This window comes from Ruminococcus sp. YRD2003, assembly GCA_900109435.1.
Taxonomy (GTDB): Bacteria; Bacillota; Clostridia; order Oscillospirales; family Ruminococcaceae; genus Ruminococcus; species Ruminococcus flavefaciens_G.
Genome location: FNZT01000005.1, coordinates 200,491 through 217,444 on the forward strand (window position 1 = coordinate 200,491; position 16,954 = coordinate 217,444).

Below are 16,954 nucleotides of genomic sequence, written 5' to 3' on the forward strand. Positions count from 1 at the left end.
TTCAATGTGAGGTGAGAACGTGGAGTTATCAAACAAGCAGATCACCGTAATATTCAAAGCCCTGTGCGATGAAAACAGAGTGCAGATATTCAGGCTTCTGCAAAACGGCGAGAAATGTGCCTGTCATCTTCTTGAGGATATGAATCTGAGTCAGCCCACGCTTTCCCACCATATGAAGGTACTCTGCGACAGCGGTCTTGTGATCGGCAGAAAAGAGGGCAAGTGGATGCACTACTCTATTTCGCAGGAAGGTGCTAAGATCGCTATGGACTGCCTGAAAGAGATCACGGCAGTGAATAAAAACGAATGTAATTGCTGTAACAAGTAAGCCGTATGGTTATACGGCTTTAAACAGCGGGAACAAATCGATACATCTAAATATAACAATCGGAGGAGAAGGAAATGGATAATATTACTAAAGCAGTACAGTATTATGAGAATGGCTATATGTGTTCGCAGGCGGTTTTTGCGGCGTTTGCGGAGGAGTTCGGCATTACAGAAAAGCAGGCACTTCAGATAGGTGCTTGTTTCGGCGGCGGTATGAACAAGGGCGAGGTCTGCGGAGCTTGTACGGGAGCTCTCATGGTTCTCGGAATGAAGTACGGACAGTTCGACCTCAATGACACAGCGAGCCGTGCCAAAGGCGGTGCTATGGCAGTTAAGTTCCTTGACGAATTCGAGAAGCGCAAGGGCTCGTATGTCTGCTGTGACATTCTTGGCTGTGACCTCAGAACAGACGAAGGCAGGTCCTTCGCAAGGTCAAAGGGTCTGTTCAGAACGCTCTGTCCCGAAATGGTAAGGACGGCGGCGGAAATTCTGACAGAATTGCTCGGAGATGAGAGCTGAGCGTGCTGAAATCCATACAGGACGAAATATTCGGCATGAAATGACTGAACAGGCTTATCGGCTCTTTGATGAACGCCTGCGTTCTTGGCAGGCGCACCGACAACAGATACCGTGACTATCCCGCAGGTTCAATGGAGATCGGATAGAGCTTTGAGGAATGCGCCCGCAGGGAGGTACTTGAAGAAACAGAACTTATCTGTGGGCAGCTCGAAGACATACCGCCTCTGAAAATAAAAAAGCGGATATTTGAAAAGGTGAAAGAGTACATAATGCGGCGGTAAAAATGAGTTTGCGCCCTCCGAACGAAGTTCGGGGCAATAACCGCCGTCAGGCAGTCATTGCAGACACATGGATCATCATGCAAAGGCTTTCAAAGCTGTGAACGGAGTGCAGATCAAGGCGCTGCTTTCATTTTCCGTTCAACGCGCGGCTGAGGCTGTCAGGTACTCCGCGCGGACCTCTTACAGCAAATATACCGTACTCCGTTTTCAGGCGTTCAAATGTAAAATCGTCCGCCCGATATCGTTTTTGCAGCTGTATCTTCATCAGCTTCTTTATGGTCAGACCTTCCGTTTGAAAGTCGAAGGGGATATCGGTCCCGATGACCTTGCACTTGTAGAGTATCGCCGATATCGGTGAACCCACATACAGAAAAACGGTGTCGTTCTTCTTTATTCCGCTGCCCTGTTTCCATGTGATAATGTCGTTGTTGTCAAAGGCACTGATGACGTCATAGTATTTCGGGTTTGAGGGGATGAGCCACTCCTTAGGCGGACGCATTTCCTGCCTTTTTTTGGCTGAGGCAGTCGTACTGAAGCTCGTGTCGATGAGAGACATGATATTTTCAAGCGGGAAAGTCCCGTCGAGCACGACAGACAGCCAGTTTCCGCGGCTGATGTGATATCCGCGGTAGCAGCCTTCCTGCCGAAGCAGAAGGTCGCGAAGGAGGAGGTCGTTGACCTTGATGTTCAGTATTTCCACCCTGCCGCTTTTGCTGCGGTCGATCTTATCGTATGGGATATCCATTATCAGCGCGAACCATTTTTTATTGTCGCCGTGGCGGAATACCGCATAATTCGGGAACTTTGCCCAGAGATATTCGGGCTCGGCGTTATACTTTGACTTGATATAGTCTGTTGTTTCATTGCGGAGCGACTGCATTTTCTTACCTCATTTCTGCGTTTTATATGCTCATTATACCGCATTTCGTCCGACGAGTCAAATGCAGTATATTCCGACGCTGTGAGGACTTTCACGCGCTGCCGAAAAAAACATTTTATATTTAAGGAATACCGCACAAAGCCGTCAGATGGGCTTTGTGCGGTATTGCTTTAATTCTATCCTGAACGTGCTGCCTTTCCCGATTTCCGAGCTCACCGAGCAGCTGCCGTCATGCATCCCCACGGTCTGCTTGACAATAGCGAGCCCGACGCCCGAAACTCCCCTGCCGCCGCGCTGACGCTTTGTATAGTATCTGTCCCAGATGTGTTCAAGCTCGTCCGGCGCGATACCGCTGCCGTGGTCGGATATCTCGATGACTGCCTTATCATTATCGGTCCTTAGTGAAATACCTATCCATCTGTCGTCGCCCGCGTGGCGGACAGCATTGTCCAGCAGATTATAAACCGCTCTTTGCAGACGCGAGGCATTGCCTTTGACGCGGATATCATCCGCGATACTGCGTTCAAAGATGTAACCGTCCTTTGAATACAGCTTCCCGAAGCTGTCGGCGACCGATGTCACGGTCTCACTCAGGTCAACGTCGTTCATCACAGCTTCGCGGTCGGACATCTGAAGCTCGGAATACTCAAGTATCTCATTCACCAGAGCAGTGAGCCTGTCAGCCTCCTCAACGATAACGGCAACGTCCTCCGCACACTGCTTTTCATCTTCGCGTGAGATATCTCTTATCATTTCCGCGTATCCCTTTATCATTGTGAGCGGAGTACGCAGGTCGTGTGATACGTTTGCAAGGAGCTCATTCTGGAATTCCCTGTTCTTTTTCAGCTTTTCCGACGTGGCATCAAGGGTCCTGTTCAGCTCGTCGAGCTCTGCGCAGAAGCCCTCGCTGAAATCTGCGCCGTCATCGTTTTCTCCGAGTTTGTGAGCCTTTTCGTTGAGCTGTGAAACAGGCTTTGAGAAGCTCTCGGACATGAACAGAGCGAGCACAAAGGCTATGATCACCGACAGAAGCGTCACCCATATGAGCTGTATGCGTATGATGCGGGCGGCAGAGCCCACGGGATTGAGAGTAGTTCCGACGTACAGGACTGATTTTTTATCGCTCCCGTAAAAATCTATCATTCTTCCGCAGACATAAATATCTTCGCTTTTCAGTTCGGCAAAGCCGTCATCGGACGCGTTGACTGCCGCAAGAAATTCCGCGTAGTTTTCGGGCAGTTCTCTGTAGCGGAACCGCATACCCGTGTCATCTTCCTTGTCGGGAGCACCAATGGGTACATCTCGGAATTTATGTGCTTTTTTGTACTCGTCGGAGCTGTAAAGTATATTCCCGTCACTGTCGGTAACGAAAACGAGTACGGAATTCTTTCGGGACAGATCGTCGATGTACGATGTTATATCGCTGCTCTGACTTTCTTCGCTTATCTTCTCGGCTGCCTTCACTGTGTTTTTGATTATCATACTGTTGTAGAAACTTTGCAGGAAAACTGTCTGCAACAGCCACAGTACGGTGAATATGACAATAGTGAAGAACACGAAGCAGCCGAGCAGTTTTTTTCGGAACGAATGGGTTTTACGCTTCAAATTTATATCCCACCCCTCGAACCGTTTTGATGCTGTCGCGGTATGCTCCCAGCTTGCTGCGGAGAAGCTTTATCTGCCAGTCTACAGTCCTGTCTACGCCGAAGCTGTCATACCCCCACACCTCGTTTAGTATTCTGTCACGCGAAAGAACTATGCCCTTGTTTTTTACAAGCAGAAGCAGCAGCGCATACTCTTTAGCGGTCAGTTCGGTCCTTTCTCCGTCAACAGTGACTGTCAGACCGAGCGTGTCTATCTTTATCCCGCCGACAGCAAGCACTGCGCTGTCGGACTTCTGCTCAGCGCTCCCGCTGCGGTTGAGTATGACCTTTATGCGTGCCATAAGCTCCATAGGCGAGAAAGGCTTAGTGACATAGTCGTCGACCCCGACCTCAAATCCGAAGAGCTTGTCGAACTCCGTTCCTCTTGCCGAGAGCATTATCACAGGGATATCCTTTGACTCCTTTATCTTTTTGCAGGCAGTGAAGCCGTCGGTATCGGGCATCATCACGTCCATGATCACGACATCAAAATCGTCGGTGCTGCACTTGTTTATGGCTTCTCTTCCGTCGGAAGCGGTAACGGTATCGTACCCCTCGCGCTGAGCGTAACGGCTTATGAGAGTGACGATATTCGGTTCGTCGTCAACTATAAGTATCTTTGGCATGATTCACCTCCGCAAAATTATTATAATTATTATACCTGAAAAGCGCCCTTTTGTAAAGAGCGCTTTTTTCATCAGAATCTGCCGCCGCGTCCGCCGCCGAAGCCTCCTCCGAATCCGCCGCCGAAGCCTCCGCCCATCATGGAGGACTGCGGGATAGAGTCGACCTGCGAGCCGTTAATGATTATCGTGCCGCCGTTATATGTCGCGGTGCCGTCATAGTCGAATGCCTCGGAGGGTCCCTGCTGAGGGTAGGAGATATCTATCGTGCCGCCCGAAACGGTTATGTTTCCGTTGACGTCTATCGCGTCAACATCGCCGCCGCTCATTGTGATAGTCACACTGCCGCCGTTTATCTCTACAGCGGGAGTTCCTGCCGCCGAACTCTTATTCGAGCCGTTTATGCCGTCATCGCTCGCGGAGATGGTGATATCACCGTCATTGATAACTATGTAAGTCGCTTCAAGTCCCTCCGCAGCGGTGATATCGAATACTCCGCCGTCTATCTGAAGCACCGCACAAGCCTGTATGCCGTCGCTTGCTCCGCTGATAGTGAAAGTGCCGCCCGAGATAGTGACAGTTCCCTCAGCCTCGTCGTTTTCGCAGTGGAAGCCGTCCTTATTTGTTGAGATATTGAAGTCTCCGCCGCATACCGAGATAGTGTCGTTCGCCTCGAAAGCGTCCAGAGCAGACCTGACATCATATGTACCGCCTGTTATCTTCATATCGTCCTTGCAGGTTATGCCGTTGCCGTAATTTGACGTGATACTGAGAGTACCCGTACCGTTAAGCACGATATCATCCTTGGAGTAGATAACGGCGTCGGTATTGTTCTCGCCGTCAGATGTGAACTGTCCGCTGACCGTGAGCGTATTCTCGCTGTCGGTCGTGGTTATAAAGACCTTATCTGCCGAAAGAACGTATATGGCGGGAAAATCCTCGTTCTCGATATCAACACCGTCAAGTACGAGCTGCACTTTTGCTGTTTCGTCTGCGTCTATCCGTACAGTGCAGTTTTCAGCACTGCCGCTTATCGTATACACTCCTTCGGAACTGATATCAATGGTCTTGTTGTCAGCAACGGTGATGCTCTTTGCCTTACTTGTATCTGCGGTCTGCTCAAGGTCACGCTTGGTAAACAGATCGCTGTCAGCCGTGTTTGAGAGCTGTCGTACCTCATCGGAGTCTGTGTTCTCGGGTGCAGTAGTATCGGCAGCTGCTTCTTCGGTCGTTTCAGCTGCTTCTTCGGTCGTTTCAGCCGCTTCTGCAAAAGAGGTGCTTTCTTTTGCAGCTGATGAACTGCTCTCGGATACCGTGCTGCTGTTGCCGCAGCCTGTTATTGAAGCTGCAACTAAAGTCATAATGAATGCTGATGTAATATATGTTTTTTTCATAATGATACTTCCTTTCGTCGGTAGAGTGTTTTTGTTTCCATGATCATATTATATCGCGGATATTTGAAGATACAATGAAACTAAAGTGGAATTATCATTCTGAAATGTGGAATTTTAGCTTGGAATTGTGTTCAACAGGTGAAAATCTTACCGCAAAAGCTCTCGGCTCTGCGCAATGTCACCTTTTTTAGGCAATACCGCACAAAGCTTGTGCTGGAGATGCGCCGACAGATTTTTCGTCAGATTGTATAGAAATTCCGCAGGCATACTGACGTATGTCAAGGGATTTCTGTGCAAGATGACGGAAAATATGCAAGCATATCCAGTACAAAGCATTCAGGCGGGCTTTGTGCGGTGTTGCCTTTATGACGTCGGCGCATTATCGTATCGGGTCATCATTTTCTTCGGGATCTCTCTCATCCGCGGTATCCCGATCTGCCCTGTGCTTATGACGAATGACCGCAGCTGTTATGATCACAGCCGCAGAAACTGCCATAGTGATGAGGCAGGCGATATTACCCCAAAAAGCGCCTGCAAGTCCGCCGAGTATTATCGGAACAGCCGTGACAGCTGTTACAGCCGCAATATGTTTGGTCTGCCCCTTTTTATCCTTGCTTCTCAGCGAGGGCTGGACCGTAAGCGGCAGGAGCTTGTGATTCCCCGATGACAGGATAGCGGCGTACAGCATAACTGCTGCTCCGAAAATAAGCATCAATATGGAAAATCCGTTGTCCATCGCACACCTCACTCTGTATCGGTATTAAGGCAATACCGTACAAAGCCTTCAGGCGGGCTTTGTGCGGTGTTGCCTAAATATCGGGAACTTGCCCCTGCCGCCCGATCATTCGACGCACAGCCGCGGATACGGGCGTATTCATCGTTTATTTCATATTTCATTTTTCACACATACCGCAGTTGCTGCACCCGTTGCAGGTGAGGCGCATACCGCAGGTATCACAGCGCTCCCTGAACGTCGGCTTGTATCTGTCCTCGTCGGGAATGGGATAGCCCATATCGTTGAAGAGGTCAAAATGTACGGGTTTGCCCTTGAAGCTCATGCCCGACTTATACGCCTGCTGACTTTGCAGAGCGTTGCCCTCTATCTTGTAGAGCCTGCCGTCCTTTACGAAGCGTCTTCCCGTTCCGCAGAAAACGAAGGTCACGTTGTTGTCCGCGCACTCCTGCCGCAGTGAGCGCACCCAGTCGAAGTGGCAGGGACGTGCTCCGTCGTAGTTCTCGCCGTCGCACAGGACCTGCTCTATCTGTTCCGTTTCAAGATACTTCCGCAAACTCACAGGTCCGATGAACGGAGCGCACATCACGCCCTTGTGCTTGAACGGAAGTTCCAGTAATATGGGGATACGCTCGTCGGCACGGCGCTGATTTTCGGCAGTAACGTTGAAGAAGATGTTGTTCCAGCCGTCACCCCAGTCTCTTGGCAGATGTTCGGCGACACGTTCGGGACGTTTGGTCAGAAGAAAGAATATCACGTCGCTGCGTATACGCATAAGCTCCCACGCTTCATCGCGCCATTTGTCGGCTTCTTCAAGGAAGAAATCGGAGGTCATGCACACACGTATCATCTCGCCGCTTTTTATCTTGTAATTGCCCTGTCTGTCCTTTCGGACAGGATAGTTGAAGCCTGCTTTTGTACGGTATATGTGCGAACCGTCACAGTCGCGCATTTTATCCAGAAAATACATATAGCAATTGTCACAGCCTTCGCTCTTCTTTATGCAGCCGTGCCACGGATTCCATATATCGTGCATCATACCACCTCAGCTTCAATGCTCCTATGATCAATGTGTCCTCAATGACCGCCTGACGCTTTGTGCGGTGCTGCCTTAATCATATCACATGAACAGAGAAAAGTCAATCGTACAGTATAAACTCAGAGGCAGCCTGTGGGCTTGATGACATTGCTCTGCTTGCTGCTGTCATAGGCGAACACAAGGAAAATGTAACGAATGGATTTAGTGAGCGAAGGTGCTTCCGATTGACCTTTTGCGCGAGGTGTGTTATAATTGATGTCAGGATCATTTGCTTCAAAGGGCAAACAAAGTTCAAGAAAATACCACTATCTTTCCTGCACTTCGGCAACAAACAACCGACTTCAAAAAGCTGAATAATGCCGGTTTTAGCTGATGAGCAGACATTGATCCAAATATACCTATTCAAGGGAGGCGAACAGATGGAACTGCGATTACTCGAATACTTTCTTACGGTAGTGCGTGAAGAGAACATTTCAAGAGCCGCTGAGGTACTTCATGTGACACAGCCGACACTCAGCCGTCAGATGAAAGAGCTTGAGGATGAGCTGCACACTACACTGTTCATAAGAGGCAAAAGGCTGACCTTGACCGATTCGGGTGTGATGCTCCGCAGACGTGCCGAGGAGGTCGTATCGCTGATCAACAAGATAGACAGCGAGTTTCGTGAACAGGAGGAAGTCAGCGGAGTTATCTCCGTCGGCAGCGGCGGTCTGAAAGCGGCAGGTATCCTGCCTGAATTGATAGAGCATTTCCGTGAGCGTTATCCGCTTGTGAGCTTTGAGCTCATCACAGGCAACGCCGACAATATCAAAGAGCGCCTTGAACACGGCCTGCTTGACTTTGGCTTTTTGTTAGAGCCTGTTGATATAGAGAAGTTTGACTATCTTCGTCTTCCGTCAAAGGAAAAGTGGGGCGTTCTTCTGCCCGCCGATCATCGTCTTGCTGCCGAAAAGGCTGTAACACGAAAGCAGCTGAAAAACCTGCCTCTGATCGTCACGAGCCGTACTGCGCTGAAAAGCGAGATCGAAGAATGGCTGAAATTCCCCGTATCGGAGCTTGACATAGTCGCTACGCACAATCTCATCAACAACGCCGCACCGCTTACGGAACGCGGAGTAGCCTGCGTGCTGACGATAGAGGGAGCTGTGGATATGTTCGATCCTGCACGTTTTGCGTTCCGTCCGCTGAAACCCGAGCTTTCCATGACCTCGGTGCTTGCGTGGAAGAAACTGAGCCCGTATTCGGGGGCGGCGGGAAAATTCCTTGAATATATCGAAAGTATACATTCCGAGCATACCGAAGTATAAAATATAAGCATTTTACATATTTGGAAATATGTGTTATACTGAGTACAGGACATAGACCTGTACTCATTTCTTTTAGCGGAGGTGATGCTATGAAAGTGACGATCTCCGGAATATCCGACAAGGAACTTGCTGAATTGCTGAAAAACTCAGGAATGGATGAAGCTGAGACAAGGGAACTCATCGTACGCTTCAAGAACAACAGCTGCTATGCGGAAAAGATGCGTATCCTGCGAAAAATAAGGACGGCTCTGCTTGATTCGATACATGAGAAACAAGCTGTGCTTGACAAGCTCGATAACCTGATATGGTGTACAGAACATGGAGGTGGACTATGAAAAAAATATGCCTATTGCTGATGAGTATCGCTGTTATGGGCTTTACATCCTGCGGAGCTGTTGCAGAAAACAGTACGGCTTCCGCAGAGGTAACTGCCGTTTCGCTTTCCGCACCGAATCAGGCGGCTGCTTCTGCGTCGGAAAATACCGAAGCTGCTCCTTCACGATACACATATACCGCAGAGGATATTTGCAATTTACAGGACTTTCTGCTCGGGAAGCCAACCGAAGAGGTCCTGACGGGAAAGCCTTATGATCTGGACCGCGACGGCCGCTGGGACACTTTTGATCTGTGCCTGATGAGAAGTGAAGTGATCAGAAATACGGATCCCGCCCCCGATAACGACACGCTCGTTGTCTGCTTCTCACGCACGGGAAACACCGAAAAGATCGCAGACTACCTGATCGAACTCACCAATGCCGACAGCTATTTTATTGAAGCGGCTGTTCCGTATACAGATGCGGATATCAAATATCAGGACAACAACTGCCGAGCCAATAAGGAGCAGAATGACAAGACGGTTCGTCCCGAGATAGCAGATCCGCTCAATTCTATCGACAGCTACGATACTGTCTTTCTCGGCTATCCGATATGGTGGGGCGAAGAGCCGCGCATTATTGATACATTCCTTGAAAGCTACGATTTCTCGGACAAGACCGTTATCCCGTTCTGCACATCAGGAAGCAGCGGTATCGGTACAAGTGAGAAGAACATATCTGAACTTGTAACTATCGGGAACCAGCTTGAAGGCAGACGTTTCCCCGCAGGTGCAGGCAAGGATGATGTGAAAGCGTGGTATGATACGCTTCCGCTAAACAAAGGAAATGAGGATATGAAACTGAAAATATCTGTCAACGACACCGACCTTACCGCAACACTTGCCGACAGCACCGCTGCAAAGGAGCTCGCGGAAAAGCTGAAAGCTGAACCTGTGACTGTAACTCTGAATGAATACGGCGGATTTGAAAAGGTGGGCAAGCTGCCGTGGCCGCTCACGAGAACAGACGAGAGCATCGTGACCGAAGCGGGCGATATCATGCTCTATCAGGGTGATCAGATGACGATCTTCTATAACTCAAATTCATGGAGCTATACAAAGCTCGGACATATCGACAATATCACAGCCGAGGAACTTGCAGAGCTGTTCGGCGAGGGAAATATCACCGTAACGCTATCATATTAAAAACGGAGGTATCTGAGATGAAAGAAGAAATGCTGACTTTAACACAGGAATGGGACAAGACTTTCCCGAAATCAGACAAGGTGGATCACAGGAAAGTGACGTTTCACAACCGCTATGGCATCACGCTCGCAGCAGATATGTATATACCGAAGAACTCTGATGGCATGCTGCCTGCTATTGCTGTCTGCGGACCGTTCGGTGCCGTCAAGGAGCAGTGCAGCGGACTGTATGCCCAGACACTTGCGGAACGCGGCTTTCTCACCATTGCATTTGATCCTTCCTTTACAGGTGAAAGCGGCGGTCAGCCTCGCTATATGGCTTCACCTGACATCAACACCGAGGACTTTCAGGCGGCTGTTGATTTTCTCTCCGTTCAGGATAATACAGATGCAGACCGTATCGGAATATGCGGTATCTGCGGCTGGGGCGGACTTTCGATAAACGCAGCAGCTCTTGATACCCGTATCAAGGCTACAGTCGCTGTTACTATGTACGATATGGCACGTGTGAATGCCAACGGCTATTTCGATTCCGAGGACAGCGAAGAAAAGCGTTATGAGAAAAAGACCGCTCTCAATTCTCAGCGTATCAGGGACTATCAGTCGGGCGAGTATGTTCTCGGCGGCGGCTGTCTGCCTCTGCCAGTACCCGAAGAGATGCCGTTCTATGTGAAGGATTACAGCGAATACTACAAGGGCAGAGCTTACCACCCGCGTTCGCTCAACTCCAACGGCGGCTGGAATGTCATAGGCTGTATGTCATTCATGAATCAGCCTATCAATACCTATTCAAACGAGATCAGAAGTGCTGTTCTGCTGATACATGGCGAAAAGGCTCACTCCTGCTATTTCAGCAGGGATGCTTATGCTGCTATGACAAAGGACAGCAAGTATGCCGACAATAAAGAGCTTATGATCATTCCCGACTGCGTCCATACCGATCTGTACGACGGCGGCGGCAAAAATGCTATCCCGTTTGATAAGATCGAAGCGTTTTACAGAGACAATCTGAAATAAGGAGCGAAACTATGGCTAAGAAGGTACTTGTAATATCATCAAGTCTGCGAAACGGCAGTAATTCCGAAATGCTGGCAAAACAGGCAGCAAAGGGCGCAGAGGATGCGGGACACGACGTGGAGTTCATCACGCTGAAGGATAAAACACTGAATTTCTGCAAAGGCTGTCTTGCCTGTCAGAAAACAATGAACTGTGTTATCAAGGACGATGCGTCCGAGATCTGCAGGAAGGTCGGAAATGCCGATGTGCTTGTATTTGCAAATCCGATATACTACTATGAGCTTTGCGGTCAGCTCAAGACCCTGCTTGACCGATGCAACCCGCTTTTCCCTTCTGATTACAGATTCAGAGAGGTGTATCTGATAACCGCTTCTGCCGAGGACGGCGAGGAAGTATACCATACAGCAAAAGGCGGTATTCAGGGCTGGGTGGATTGCTTTGAGAAGGCAAGGCTCGTTAAGGTGCTTTCGGGCGGCGGGCTTTCCGAGCCTGACGATGCGGAAAAGAACGAGTCATACTTACAGGCTGCCTATGAGTTAGGCAGAAATATCTGATACCGAGGAGAGAGCGAGCATGAAAGCACTTATTATCTATTTCAGCAGAGCAGATGAAAACTATGCTGTCGGTTACATCGACAAGGGCAACACAGAAATCGCCGCAGAGTTCGTGCAGGAGCTTACGGGCGCGGATATGTTCAAGGTCGAGCCGTCTGTGCCATACGCAGCTGACTATAATACCTGTATCGAAGAGGCAAAGCAGCGTATCGGGAACGCTCCCATCAAGGAAAAGCCAAGCGACATTTCCGCCTATGATACAGTATTTATCATGAGTCCCGTCTACTGGGGGACTTATGCTCCGGAAGTTGAAACAGCGCTTGCGGGACTGGATCTCAGCGGCAAGACTGTCAGAGTCATCAGCACTCACGAAGGATCGGGACTTGGCAGTATGGTCGATGATATCAGGAGAATATGCAAGGGTGCGAATGTTGACAGCAAAGGGCTTGCAATCAAAGGCAGCTCGGTCAGGACGTCAAAAAGCACGATCGAGAAATGGCTGTAAGATGTGAGGCGGGAAATGAGTATTACGGTAAATCTCAGATATAAAGGCAAAAACGGTTCAGCAAGAGCCTTTGCGGAGGAAATGACCACAAGCGGAACGGTCGAAGCAATACGAAAAGAGGAAGGCAATCTGCGGTATGAGTATTATCTTTCCCTCGATGACCCGGAGACAGTTCTGCTGATAGACGAATGGACGGAACAGGCGGCGATAGACCGTCACCACGCCTCCCCTATGATGCAAAAAATAGCTGAACTTCGGGATAAATACGACCTTCATATGACTGTGGAGCGATATATCAGCGACGAAGAAGGTCTGCCCGACAACGACAAGAAATTCATCAGAAAGTAGGTATCACTATGACTGAAAAGATAGTACAGACAGCAGGCAGAGACCAACTCGGAGATTTTGCTCCTGACTTTGCGCATTTTAACGATGATATCCTTTTCGGTGAGAACTGGAACAATAACGATATTGACCTGAAGACACGCTGTATCATCACTGTGGTCGCCCTTATGTCGCAGGGCGTGACGGATAATTCTATCCGCTACCACATTCAGAATGCGAAAAATCACGGCGTATCGCAGAAAGAAATGGCGGGAGCTGTCACGCACGCCGCTTTCTATGCAGGCTGGCCTCACGCATGGGCGGTGTTCAATATTGCTAAAGAAGTTTATGCGGAGAATGCTCCTGCCGTTTCCGATAAGGACAGGTTCCGTAACGAGATAATGTTTCCCATAGGCGAGCCGAATCCTTACGGCGATTACTTTGTGGGACAAAGCTATCTTGCACCTGTATCGACAGAACAGATACCGATATGGAACGTAACATTTGAGCCTGCCTGCCGCAATAACTGGCATATCCACCACGCAAAAAGCGGCGGCGGACAGATGCTTATCTGTATCGGCGGGCGCGGCTGGTATCAGGAGTACGGCAAGGAAGCAAGAGAGCTTCACGCAGGCGATATCGTCAATATCCCTGCCAATGTCAAGCACTGGCACGGTGCAGCAAGGGACAGCTGGTTCGCTCATCTTGCAATAGAGATCAATGGAGAGGACAGCAGTACCGAATGGTGCGAGGCTCTGTCTGATGAGGATTACAATAAACTGAAATAGAATATCTCGGAATTCATTAAGGCAGCACCGCACAAAGACCGTCTGACGGCTTTGTGCGGTGCTGCCTTAACGTGTATGCAATAATGTTCCGAATCAAAATCCATTAGATTTCTTTGGCGGAAAGTTTTTCGATAGTATCTTCAAGGATCGCTTTTCTCAGTTCGGTAAGCCATTCTGAAAAAGCGACCGCATCGAATGCGTATTTTTTATTCAGCTCAAATTCATTATCCGCCCATGTATCAAGCGGAGATTCATTATGCTGTATAAGTGCTTCAAGTTTGTCAAGTGCTTTATAGATTTTTGCTTCTGTAGTTTCCTGTGCTTCCATTTCACGGTATAAAGCTGAAATGTCTTTTGACAATTCAGTCGGCATCGAATCTATCCATTGCTGAAAAAGTGAATCCTCTGTTTTTCTGTCAGCATCTGTTTTCAGAAATGTGGGGATATCACCCGTAAAACACTCCCCGAGGTCATGTATCAGGCACATATCCACCACCTTGTTCATATCGGCATCGGGAAACTCTTTTTTCAGCAAGAATGCCATAAGAGACACTCTCCAGCTATGCTCTGCAACGCTCTCTGTCCTTCCGCGGGAAGTTGTACAATGCCGAGGCGTATCCTTTAATCTTTCGGCTGTATGCAGTATATCCAGATACTCCCGCACATTCATATGCACACCCACCTTTACAATTCGATTTTCAGCAGAAAGCCCATGCTTTCCCCATATCGGGATTATAACACGGCAAAGAGGAAAAGTCAAGCAGAAAGAGCTCCCAATACGCACGACATAGAGCCTCTCTCCTGCCGTTACATACATATCGGGTGCCGCTGCTTTGCTTCTGTTCAGTTTGGATCGTCATTTGCTCCGTTAAGAGCGGCGCTCATCTGCGCTCTATCCTTAACGGAAAAAGTGGGCTACCGTGCCTCAAACTTGCGTGCCGTTTTCGGTATCCTGCGAAACTGCCCGAGGGGGCTCCCCTTCTGTGAAGACTTTTTTCTTTCTGCTGAGGAGGAGCCCGCCGATCGGGAGCAGCAGCAATGCCGCGTGCATACTGTCACCGGTTTTGGGATTCTCCGTCTTCCCCGCGGACGCCGCCGAAGCAGTCGCAGTTGAAGTCTCCGTCGTTGAAGCCGCGGCAGAAGTTGTCTCCGCCGAAACAAATCTTGCCTCGACATCGGTATGTCTGACCGAGCCGTCGGAGGCACGGACAAGGTCGTAAGCAAACCCGTTTCCGTCCCTGTAGATGAAGCTGAAATTCGTATCGGCACTGCCTATCGCGGTCGAGAGGTAGCCTGCATGGGCGTAGGTGAAACCGAGTTTTTGGCTGCCCGTCGTTCTTTCGGAGTAGCTCTGCGTGCTTATGAGCTCGCTGCCGCGTTTCATCAAGAGCTCCGTTTCTCCGCGCGAGTGGTCGTGCCCGAAGAGGTACATTATATCCATATCGTACTGCTCCGCGTATCTGTTTATCAACGCCGCAAGGTCATACGACCTGTCGATATTGTACTGGTTTTCGCCCACCCAGTCAGTGAGCCCAACACCGTTCCTGTTGACGGAATCAGGCTGTATACCGAGGGTATGCAGACCTGTATGCGCCGAGATAATGACGAGTTCTCCGCTGTAATCCTCAGCGGTCTCGCGCAGGAATGCCTCAAGGTCTCCGAGCGCGTCTTCGTAGGTATAGGCAGTCGCGCCGTCTCTCAGCAGCATGACAGCTTCCTGATTGAGCCCGTACACTGCAACGCCCTTTGCCGAGCGGCTGTTTTTGCCGTTGCGGGAAGCAGCTTCCGAACTTCCGCGGAATATCACACCTCCCGCCGCAGATGGCTCCCCTGCCCCGAGTCCTGCCTCCGCAGACATGACCGCGGCAGCCATACCGTCATCGTGATTGCCCGACGCGAACACGGCATCGAGCCCGCCGAGCTCCGCTATAATGCGCGGATAGTACCTTTCAAGCATCGTATCGGTGTCCGCCTTCGGACCGTTCACAAGGTCGCCCGTACACACTATAAGCGACGGTATATAGCCGTCGGTGAATTCTATGACCCTGCCTATGGCGTCGCCGATGAGCCCGTACTCCTCATGCACGTCCGAGAAAGTCAGCACAGAATCGGGCACGACACCCTTTGCAACGACGAACACCGCGTCCTCGGAGCGCTCGCGGTAGCGTACCCCCTCACTGTCGTGCGCCTCAACGAGACAGCTTACGCGGTGTATCCCCGCCGACCTGCCTCTGAGCGTTTCCGCTGCAAAGCTGAGCTCCGCGCAGTCCTGCCGCTCACCGTCGACATACCAGCTCACGCTGTCCGCAGTAACGTCCGCGAGCCCGACCGTAAACAGCGGCGCGGAATATCCGCTCCCCTCGATAACATAGCTCTCGGCGTGCGGCTGCTCAACAATACAGCGCTCGAGCTGCTCGCCGTTTGTGTATATGCTGACCTCCGCCGCCTCTGACAGCTCAGTCGTGACCGAGAGCGGCTCGTCACTGTCCTCGTCGTATTTCAGGTAGTAATAATCATTACCCTCGGTATATCGCAGAGCCGAGCCCGAGTGCTCCCAGACGAGGTCGCCGCTGACAGAGCGTGTATATGCCGTGCGGAGCTTATCACCGCTGCACACAAGGTAATATTTCCCAGAGGCGAGCGTCGTGAAACGCGGTGAAGAGCTCGAGACCATCGTCTGCCTGAAATAGTGCCAGACCGTCCCCTTTTTTTCGTCGTCCTCCACAGTCACCGCAAGCTGCTCGCCCTTGCTGTTTTTCACTGTTATGACGTAGTCCTTGTCATCGGCGAGCTCCCTGACCTTTAACCATTTCTCTCCGCCCAGATCAATGGTACTGCTGTCCACGCTCTCCACATCGGCGAGCGTGAAGTGAGCTCCCGAAGCGGCAGAAGCTCCGAGCGGCACGCACAAAGCCGTCATCATCACGGCAGCCGCAGCCGCAATGCTCCGCGTTTTCCTCATAGTTCCTCCATTCCGCCATGCGCGGCACTGCGTTTTTCTATCTCTTCCTTTTTGATTGCATACGGGTCTTTTATCTCGCGCTGCTTCTTGTCGAGATCGTACATCGCCTGTCTGACCTCGAAATTCGGGAACCCGAACTGTTCCTCAAGGAAATGGTAGCTCTTGTTGGCATTTATCATTTTTATCGGACATATCATAAATCCACCGTTCATAATAAGGGTCAGGGCAACACCCAAAAGATCAACTCCGACCAACAGTTCAAAGGCTATCGCGTGCACTGCGATAAGCACCATCGAAGCGATGATGAAGCGGTTATCCTTTTTATATACGCCGAGGAAGCCCGTCACGCTCGCCGCCGCGACCAGCAGTGCCGCCAAAAGGAAGAACGGCGTCACCATAATTGAATAAAACAGCTCAAACAGCACATAACACGAAAACAGCACATAAAATAGGGCGGCTGTGGTCGACACGCGCTTTATCCTTTTCATCTCAGCTCTGTTTCGGGAAAACTCTTCTTCAAGTTCCATATCATCACTTTCC

Annotated in this window: 19 protein-coding genes and 1 pseudogene; 11 read left to right on the plus strand and 9 right to left on the minus strand. The window is 50.2% G+C overall.

Annotated elements, in window-relative coordinates:
* Positions 1-19 precede the first annotated feature (19 nt).
* From BMX22_RS05080 to BMX22_RS17050, 3 genes and pseudogenes are all read left to right on the plus strand, one after another.
* A complete protein-coding gene (locus tag BMX22_RS05080) occupies positions 20-328 on the plus strand; it encodes an ArsR/SmtB family transcription factor (protein WP_074741247.1) in 309 nt (102 codons plus the stop codon).
* 74 nt (positions 329-402) lie between these two features.
* Positions 403-846: a C-GCAxxG-C-C family protein gene (locus BMX22_RS05085; protein WP_074741249.1), complete on the plus strand. Its 444-nt coding sequence runs from the start codon at positions 403-405 to the stop codon at positions 844-846.
* A gap of 158 nt (positions 847-1,004) precedes the next feature.
* Positions 1,005-1,127: pseudogene (locus BMX22_RS17050) on the plus strand (hypothetical protein); the annotation flags it as partial.
* Between the two features lie 127 nt (positions 1,128-1,254).
* On the opposite strand, the gene BMX22_RS05090 reads toward BMX22_RS17050, so the two are convergent.
* The 6 genes from BMX22_RS05090 to BMX22_RS05115 all read right to left on the minus strand — a co-directional run bounded on the left by BMX22_RS05090 (position 1,255) and on the right by BMX22_RS05115 (position 7,439).
* Positions 1,255-2,007 (minus strand): MmcQ/YjbR family DNA-binding protein, encoded by a 753-nt coding sequence (locus tag BMX22_RS05090; RefSeq protein WP_074741251.1) that lies wholly within the window; start codon positions 2,005-2,007, stop codon positions 1,255-1,257.
* 144 nt (positions 2,008-2,151) lie between these two features.
* Positions 2,152-3,612, minus strand: a complete 1,461-nt coding sequence (locus BMX22_RS05095) for a sensor histidine kinase (protein WP_074741253.1) — start codon at positions 3,610-3,612, stop codon at positions 2,152-2,154.
* On the minus strand, positions 3,602-4,276 hold the full coding sequence (locus BMX22_RS05100) for a response regulator transcription factor (protein ID WP_074741254.1): 675 nt from the start codon (positions 4,274-4,276) through the stop codon (positions 3,602-3,604). The genes BMX22_RS05095 and BMX22_RS05100 overlap by 11 nt, the downstream gene beginning before the upstream one ends.
* Positions 4,277-4,347: 71 nt before the next feature.
* Positions 4,348-5,667 carry a carbohydrate-binding domain-containing protein gene (locus BMX22_RS05105; RefSeq protein WP_074741256.1) on the minus strand — a complete coding sequence of 440 codons (1,320 nt, stop codon included), beginning with the start codon at positions 5,665-5,667 and terminating at the stop codon, positions 4,348-4,350.
* Between the two features lie 379 nt (positions 5,668-6,046).
* Positions 6,047-6,403 carry a hypothetical protein gene (locus BMX22_RS05110; RefSeq protein ID WP_074741258.1) on the minus strand — a complete coding sequence of 119 codons (357 nt, stop codon included), beginning with the start codon at positions 6,401-6,403 and terminating at the stop codon, positions 6,047-6,049.
* 157 nt (positions 6,404-6,560) lie between these two features.
* Positions 6,561-7,439 (minus strand): DUF5131 family protein, encoded by an 879-nt coding sequence (locus tag BMX22_RS05115; RefSeq protein ID WP_413777954.1) that lies wholly within the window; start codon positions 7,437-7,439, stop codon positions 6,561-6,563.
* A 419-nt stretch (positions 7,440-7,858) separates the two neighbouring features.
* Between BMX22_RS05115 and BMX22_RS05120 the strand changes: the two genes are divergently transcribed.
* The 8 genes from BMX22_RS05120 to BMX22_RS05155 all read left to right on the plus strand — a co-directional run bounded on the left by BMX22_RS05120 (position 7,859) and on the right by BMX22_RS05155 (position 13,452).
* On the plus strand, positions 7,859-8,746 hold the full coding sequence (locus BMX22_RS05120; protein WP_074741262.1) for a LysR family transcriptional regulator: 888 nt from the start codon (positions 7,859-7,861) through the stop codon (positions 8,744-8,746).
* An 89-nt stretch (positions 8,747-8,835) separates the two neighbouring features.
* Positions 8,836-9,081: a hypothetical protein gene (locus tag BMX22_RS05125; protein WP_074741264.1), complete on the plus strand. Its 246-nt coding sequence runs from the start codon at positions 8,836-8,838 to the stop codon at positions 9,079-9,081.
* The gene (locus BMX22_RS05130) at positions 9,078-10,265 is read left to right on the plus strand and encodes a flavodoxin (RefSeq protein WP_074741266.1); all 1,188 of its coding nucleotides are present in this window, start codon (positions 9,078-9,080) and stop codon (positions 10,263-10,265) included. The genes BMX22_RS05125 and BMX22_RS05130 overlap by 4 nt, the downstream gene beginning before the upstream one ends.
* A gap of 17 nt (positions 10,266-10,282) precedes the next feature.
* On the plus strand, positions 10,283-11,281 hold the full coding sequence (locus BMX22_RS05135; protein ID WP_074741268.1) for an alpha/beta hydrolase: 999 nt from the start codon (positions 10,283-10,285) through the stop codon (positions 11,279-11,281).
* 11 nt (positions 11,282-11,292) lie between these two features.
* The gene (locus tag BMX22_RS05140; protein ID WP_074741270.1) at positions 11,293-11,835 is read left to right on the plus strand and encodes a flavodoxin family protein; all 543 of its coding nucleotides are present in this window, start codon (positions 11,293-11,295) and stop codon (positions 11,833-11,835) included.
* 19 nt (positions 11,836-11,854) lie between these two features.
* Entirely contained in the window at positions 11,855-12,340 is a 486-nt protein-coding gene (locus BMX22_RS05145) for a flavodoxin (protein ID WP_074741273.1), read from the plus strand.
* A gap of 15 nt (positions 12,341-12,355) precedes the next feature.
* On the plus strand, positions 12,356-12,688 hold the full coding sequence (locus tag BMX22_RS05150; protein ID WP_074741275.1) for a putative quinol monooxygenase: 333 nt from the start codon (positions 12,356-12,358) through the stop codon (positions 12,686-12,688).
* 8 nt (positions 12,689-12,696) lie between these two features.
* Positions 12,697-13,452, plus strand: a complete 756-nt coding sequence (locus BMX22_RS05155) for a carboxymuconolactone decarboxylase family protein (protein ID WP_074741277.1) — start codon at positions 12,697-12,699, stop codon at positions 13,450-13,452.
* Between the two features lie 103 nt (positions 13,453-13,555).
* On the opposite strand, the gene BMX22_RS05160 is transcribed toward BMX22_RS05155, so the two are convergent.
* The 3 genes from BMX22_RS05160 to BMX22_RS05170 all read right to left on the minus strand — a co-directional run bounded on the left by BMX22_RS05160 (position 13,556) and on the right by BMX22_RS05170 (position 16,941).
* On the minus strand, positions 13,556-14,269 hold the full coding sequence (locus BMX22_RS05160; RefSeq protein WP_413777955.1) for an HD domain-containing protein: 714 nt from the start codon (positions 14,267-14,269) through the stop codon (positions 13,556-13,558).
* Positions 14,270-14,377: 108 nt separating this feature from the next.
* Entirely contained in the window at positions 14,378-16,414 is a 2,037-nt protein-coding gene (locus BMX22_RS05165) for a metallophosphoesterase (RefSeq protein ID WP_074741280.1), read from the minus strand.
* A complete protein-coding gene (locus tag BMX22_RS05170; RefSeq protein WP_074741281.1) occupies positions 16,411-16,941 on the minus strand; it encodes a hypothetical protein in 531 nt (176 codons plus the stop codon). Before BMX22_RS05170 ends, BMX22_RS05165 begins: the two co-directional genes overlap by 4 nt.
* Positions 16,942-16,954: the final 13 nt, after the last annotated feature.

What these genes read in the sequence shown, in the direction of transcription:
- BMX22_RS05150 (WP_074741275.1), top strand. Translation starts at nt 12,356, where the DNA reads ATGAGTATTACGGTAAATCTCAGATATAAAGGCAAAAACGGTTCAGCA.
- BMX22_RS05125 (WP_074741264.1), top strand. Translation starts at nt 8,836, where the DNA reads ATGAAAGTGACGATCTCCGGAATATCCGACAAGGAACTTGCTGAATTG.
- BMX22_RS05130 (WP_074741266.1), top strand. Translation starts at nt 9,078, where the DNA reads ATGAAAAAAATATGCCTATTGCTGATGAGTATCGCTGTTATGGGCTTT.
- BMX22_RS05115 (WP_413777954.1), bottom strand. Translation starts at nt 7,439, where the DNA reads ATGATGCACGATATATGGAATCCGTGGCACGGCTGCATAAAGAAGAGC.
- BMX22_RS05110 (WP_074741258.1), bottom strand. Translation starts at nt 6,403, where the DNA reads ATGGACAACGGATTTTCCATATTGATGCTTATTTTCGGAGCAGCAGTT.
- BMX22_RS05145 (WP_074741273.1), top strand. Translation starts at nt 11,855, where the DNA reads ATGAAAGCACTTATTATCTATTTCAGCAGAGCAGATGAAAACTATGCT.
- BMX22_RS05085 (WP_074741249.1), top strand. Translation starts at nt 403, where the DNA reads ATGGATAATATTACTAAAGCAGTACAGTATTATGAGAATGGCTATATG.
- BMX22_RS05100 (WP_074741254.1), bottom strand. Translation starts at nt 4,276, where the DNA reads ATGCCAAAGATACTTATAGTTGACGACGAACCGAATATCGTCACTCTC.
- BMX22_RS05165 (WP_074741280.1), bottom strand. Translation starts at nt 16,414, where the DNA reads ATGAGGAAAACGCGGAGCATTGCGGCTGCGGCTGCCGTGATGATGACG.
- BMX22_RS05160 (WP_413777955.1), bottom strand. Translation starts at nt 14,269, where the DNA reads ATGTATGTAACGGCAGGAGAGAGGCTCTATGTCGTGCGTATTGGGAGC.
- BMX22_RS05140 (WP_074741270.1), top strand. Translation starts at nt 11,293, where the DNA reads ATGGCTAAGAAGGTACTTGTAATATCATCAAGTCTGCGAAACGGCAGT.
- BMX22_RS05090 (WP_074741251.1), bottom strand. Translation starts at nt 2,007, where the DNA reads ATGCAGTCGCTCCGCAATGAAACAACAGACTATATCAAGTCAAAGTAT.
- BMX22_RS05170 (WP_074741281.1), bottom strand. Translation starts at nt 16,941, where the DNA reads ATGGAACTTGAAGAAGAGTTTTCCCGAAACAGAGCTGAGATGAAAAGG.
- BMX22_RS05120 (WP_074741262.1), top strand. Translation starts at nt 7,859, where the DNA reads ATGGAACTGCGATTACTCGAATACTTTCTTACGGTAGTGCGTGAAGAG.
- BMX22_RS05105 (WP_074741256.1), bottom strand. Translation starts at nt 5,667, where the DNA reads ATGAAAAAAACATATATTACATCAGCATTCATTATGACTTTAGTTGCA.
- BMX22_RS05155 (WP_074741277.1), top strand. Translation starts at nt 12,697, where the DNA reads ATGACTGAAAAGATAGTACAGACAGCAGGCAGAGACCAACTCGGAGAT.
- BMX22_RS05135 (WP_074741268.1), top strand. Translation starts at nt 10,283, where the DNA reads ATGAAAGAAGAAATGCTGACTTTAACACAGGAATGGGACAAGACTTTC.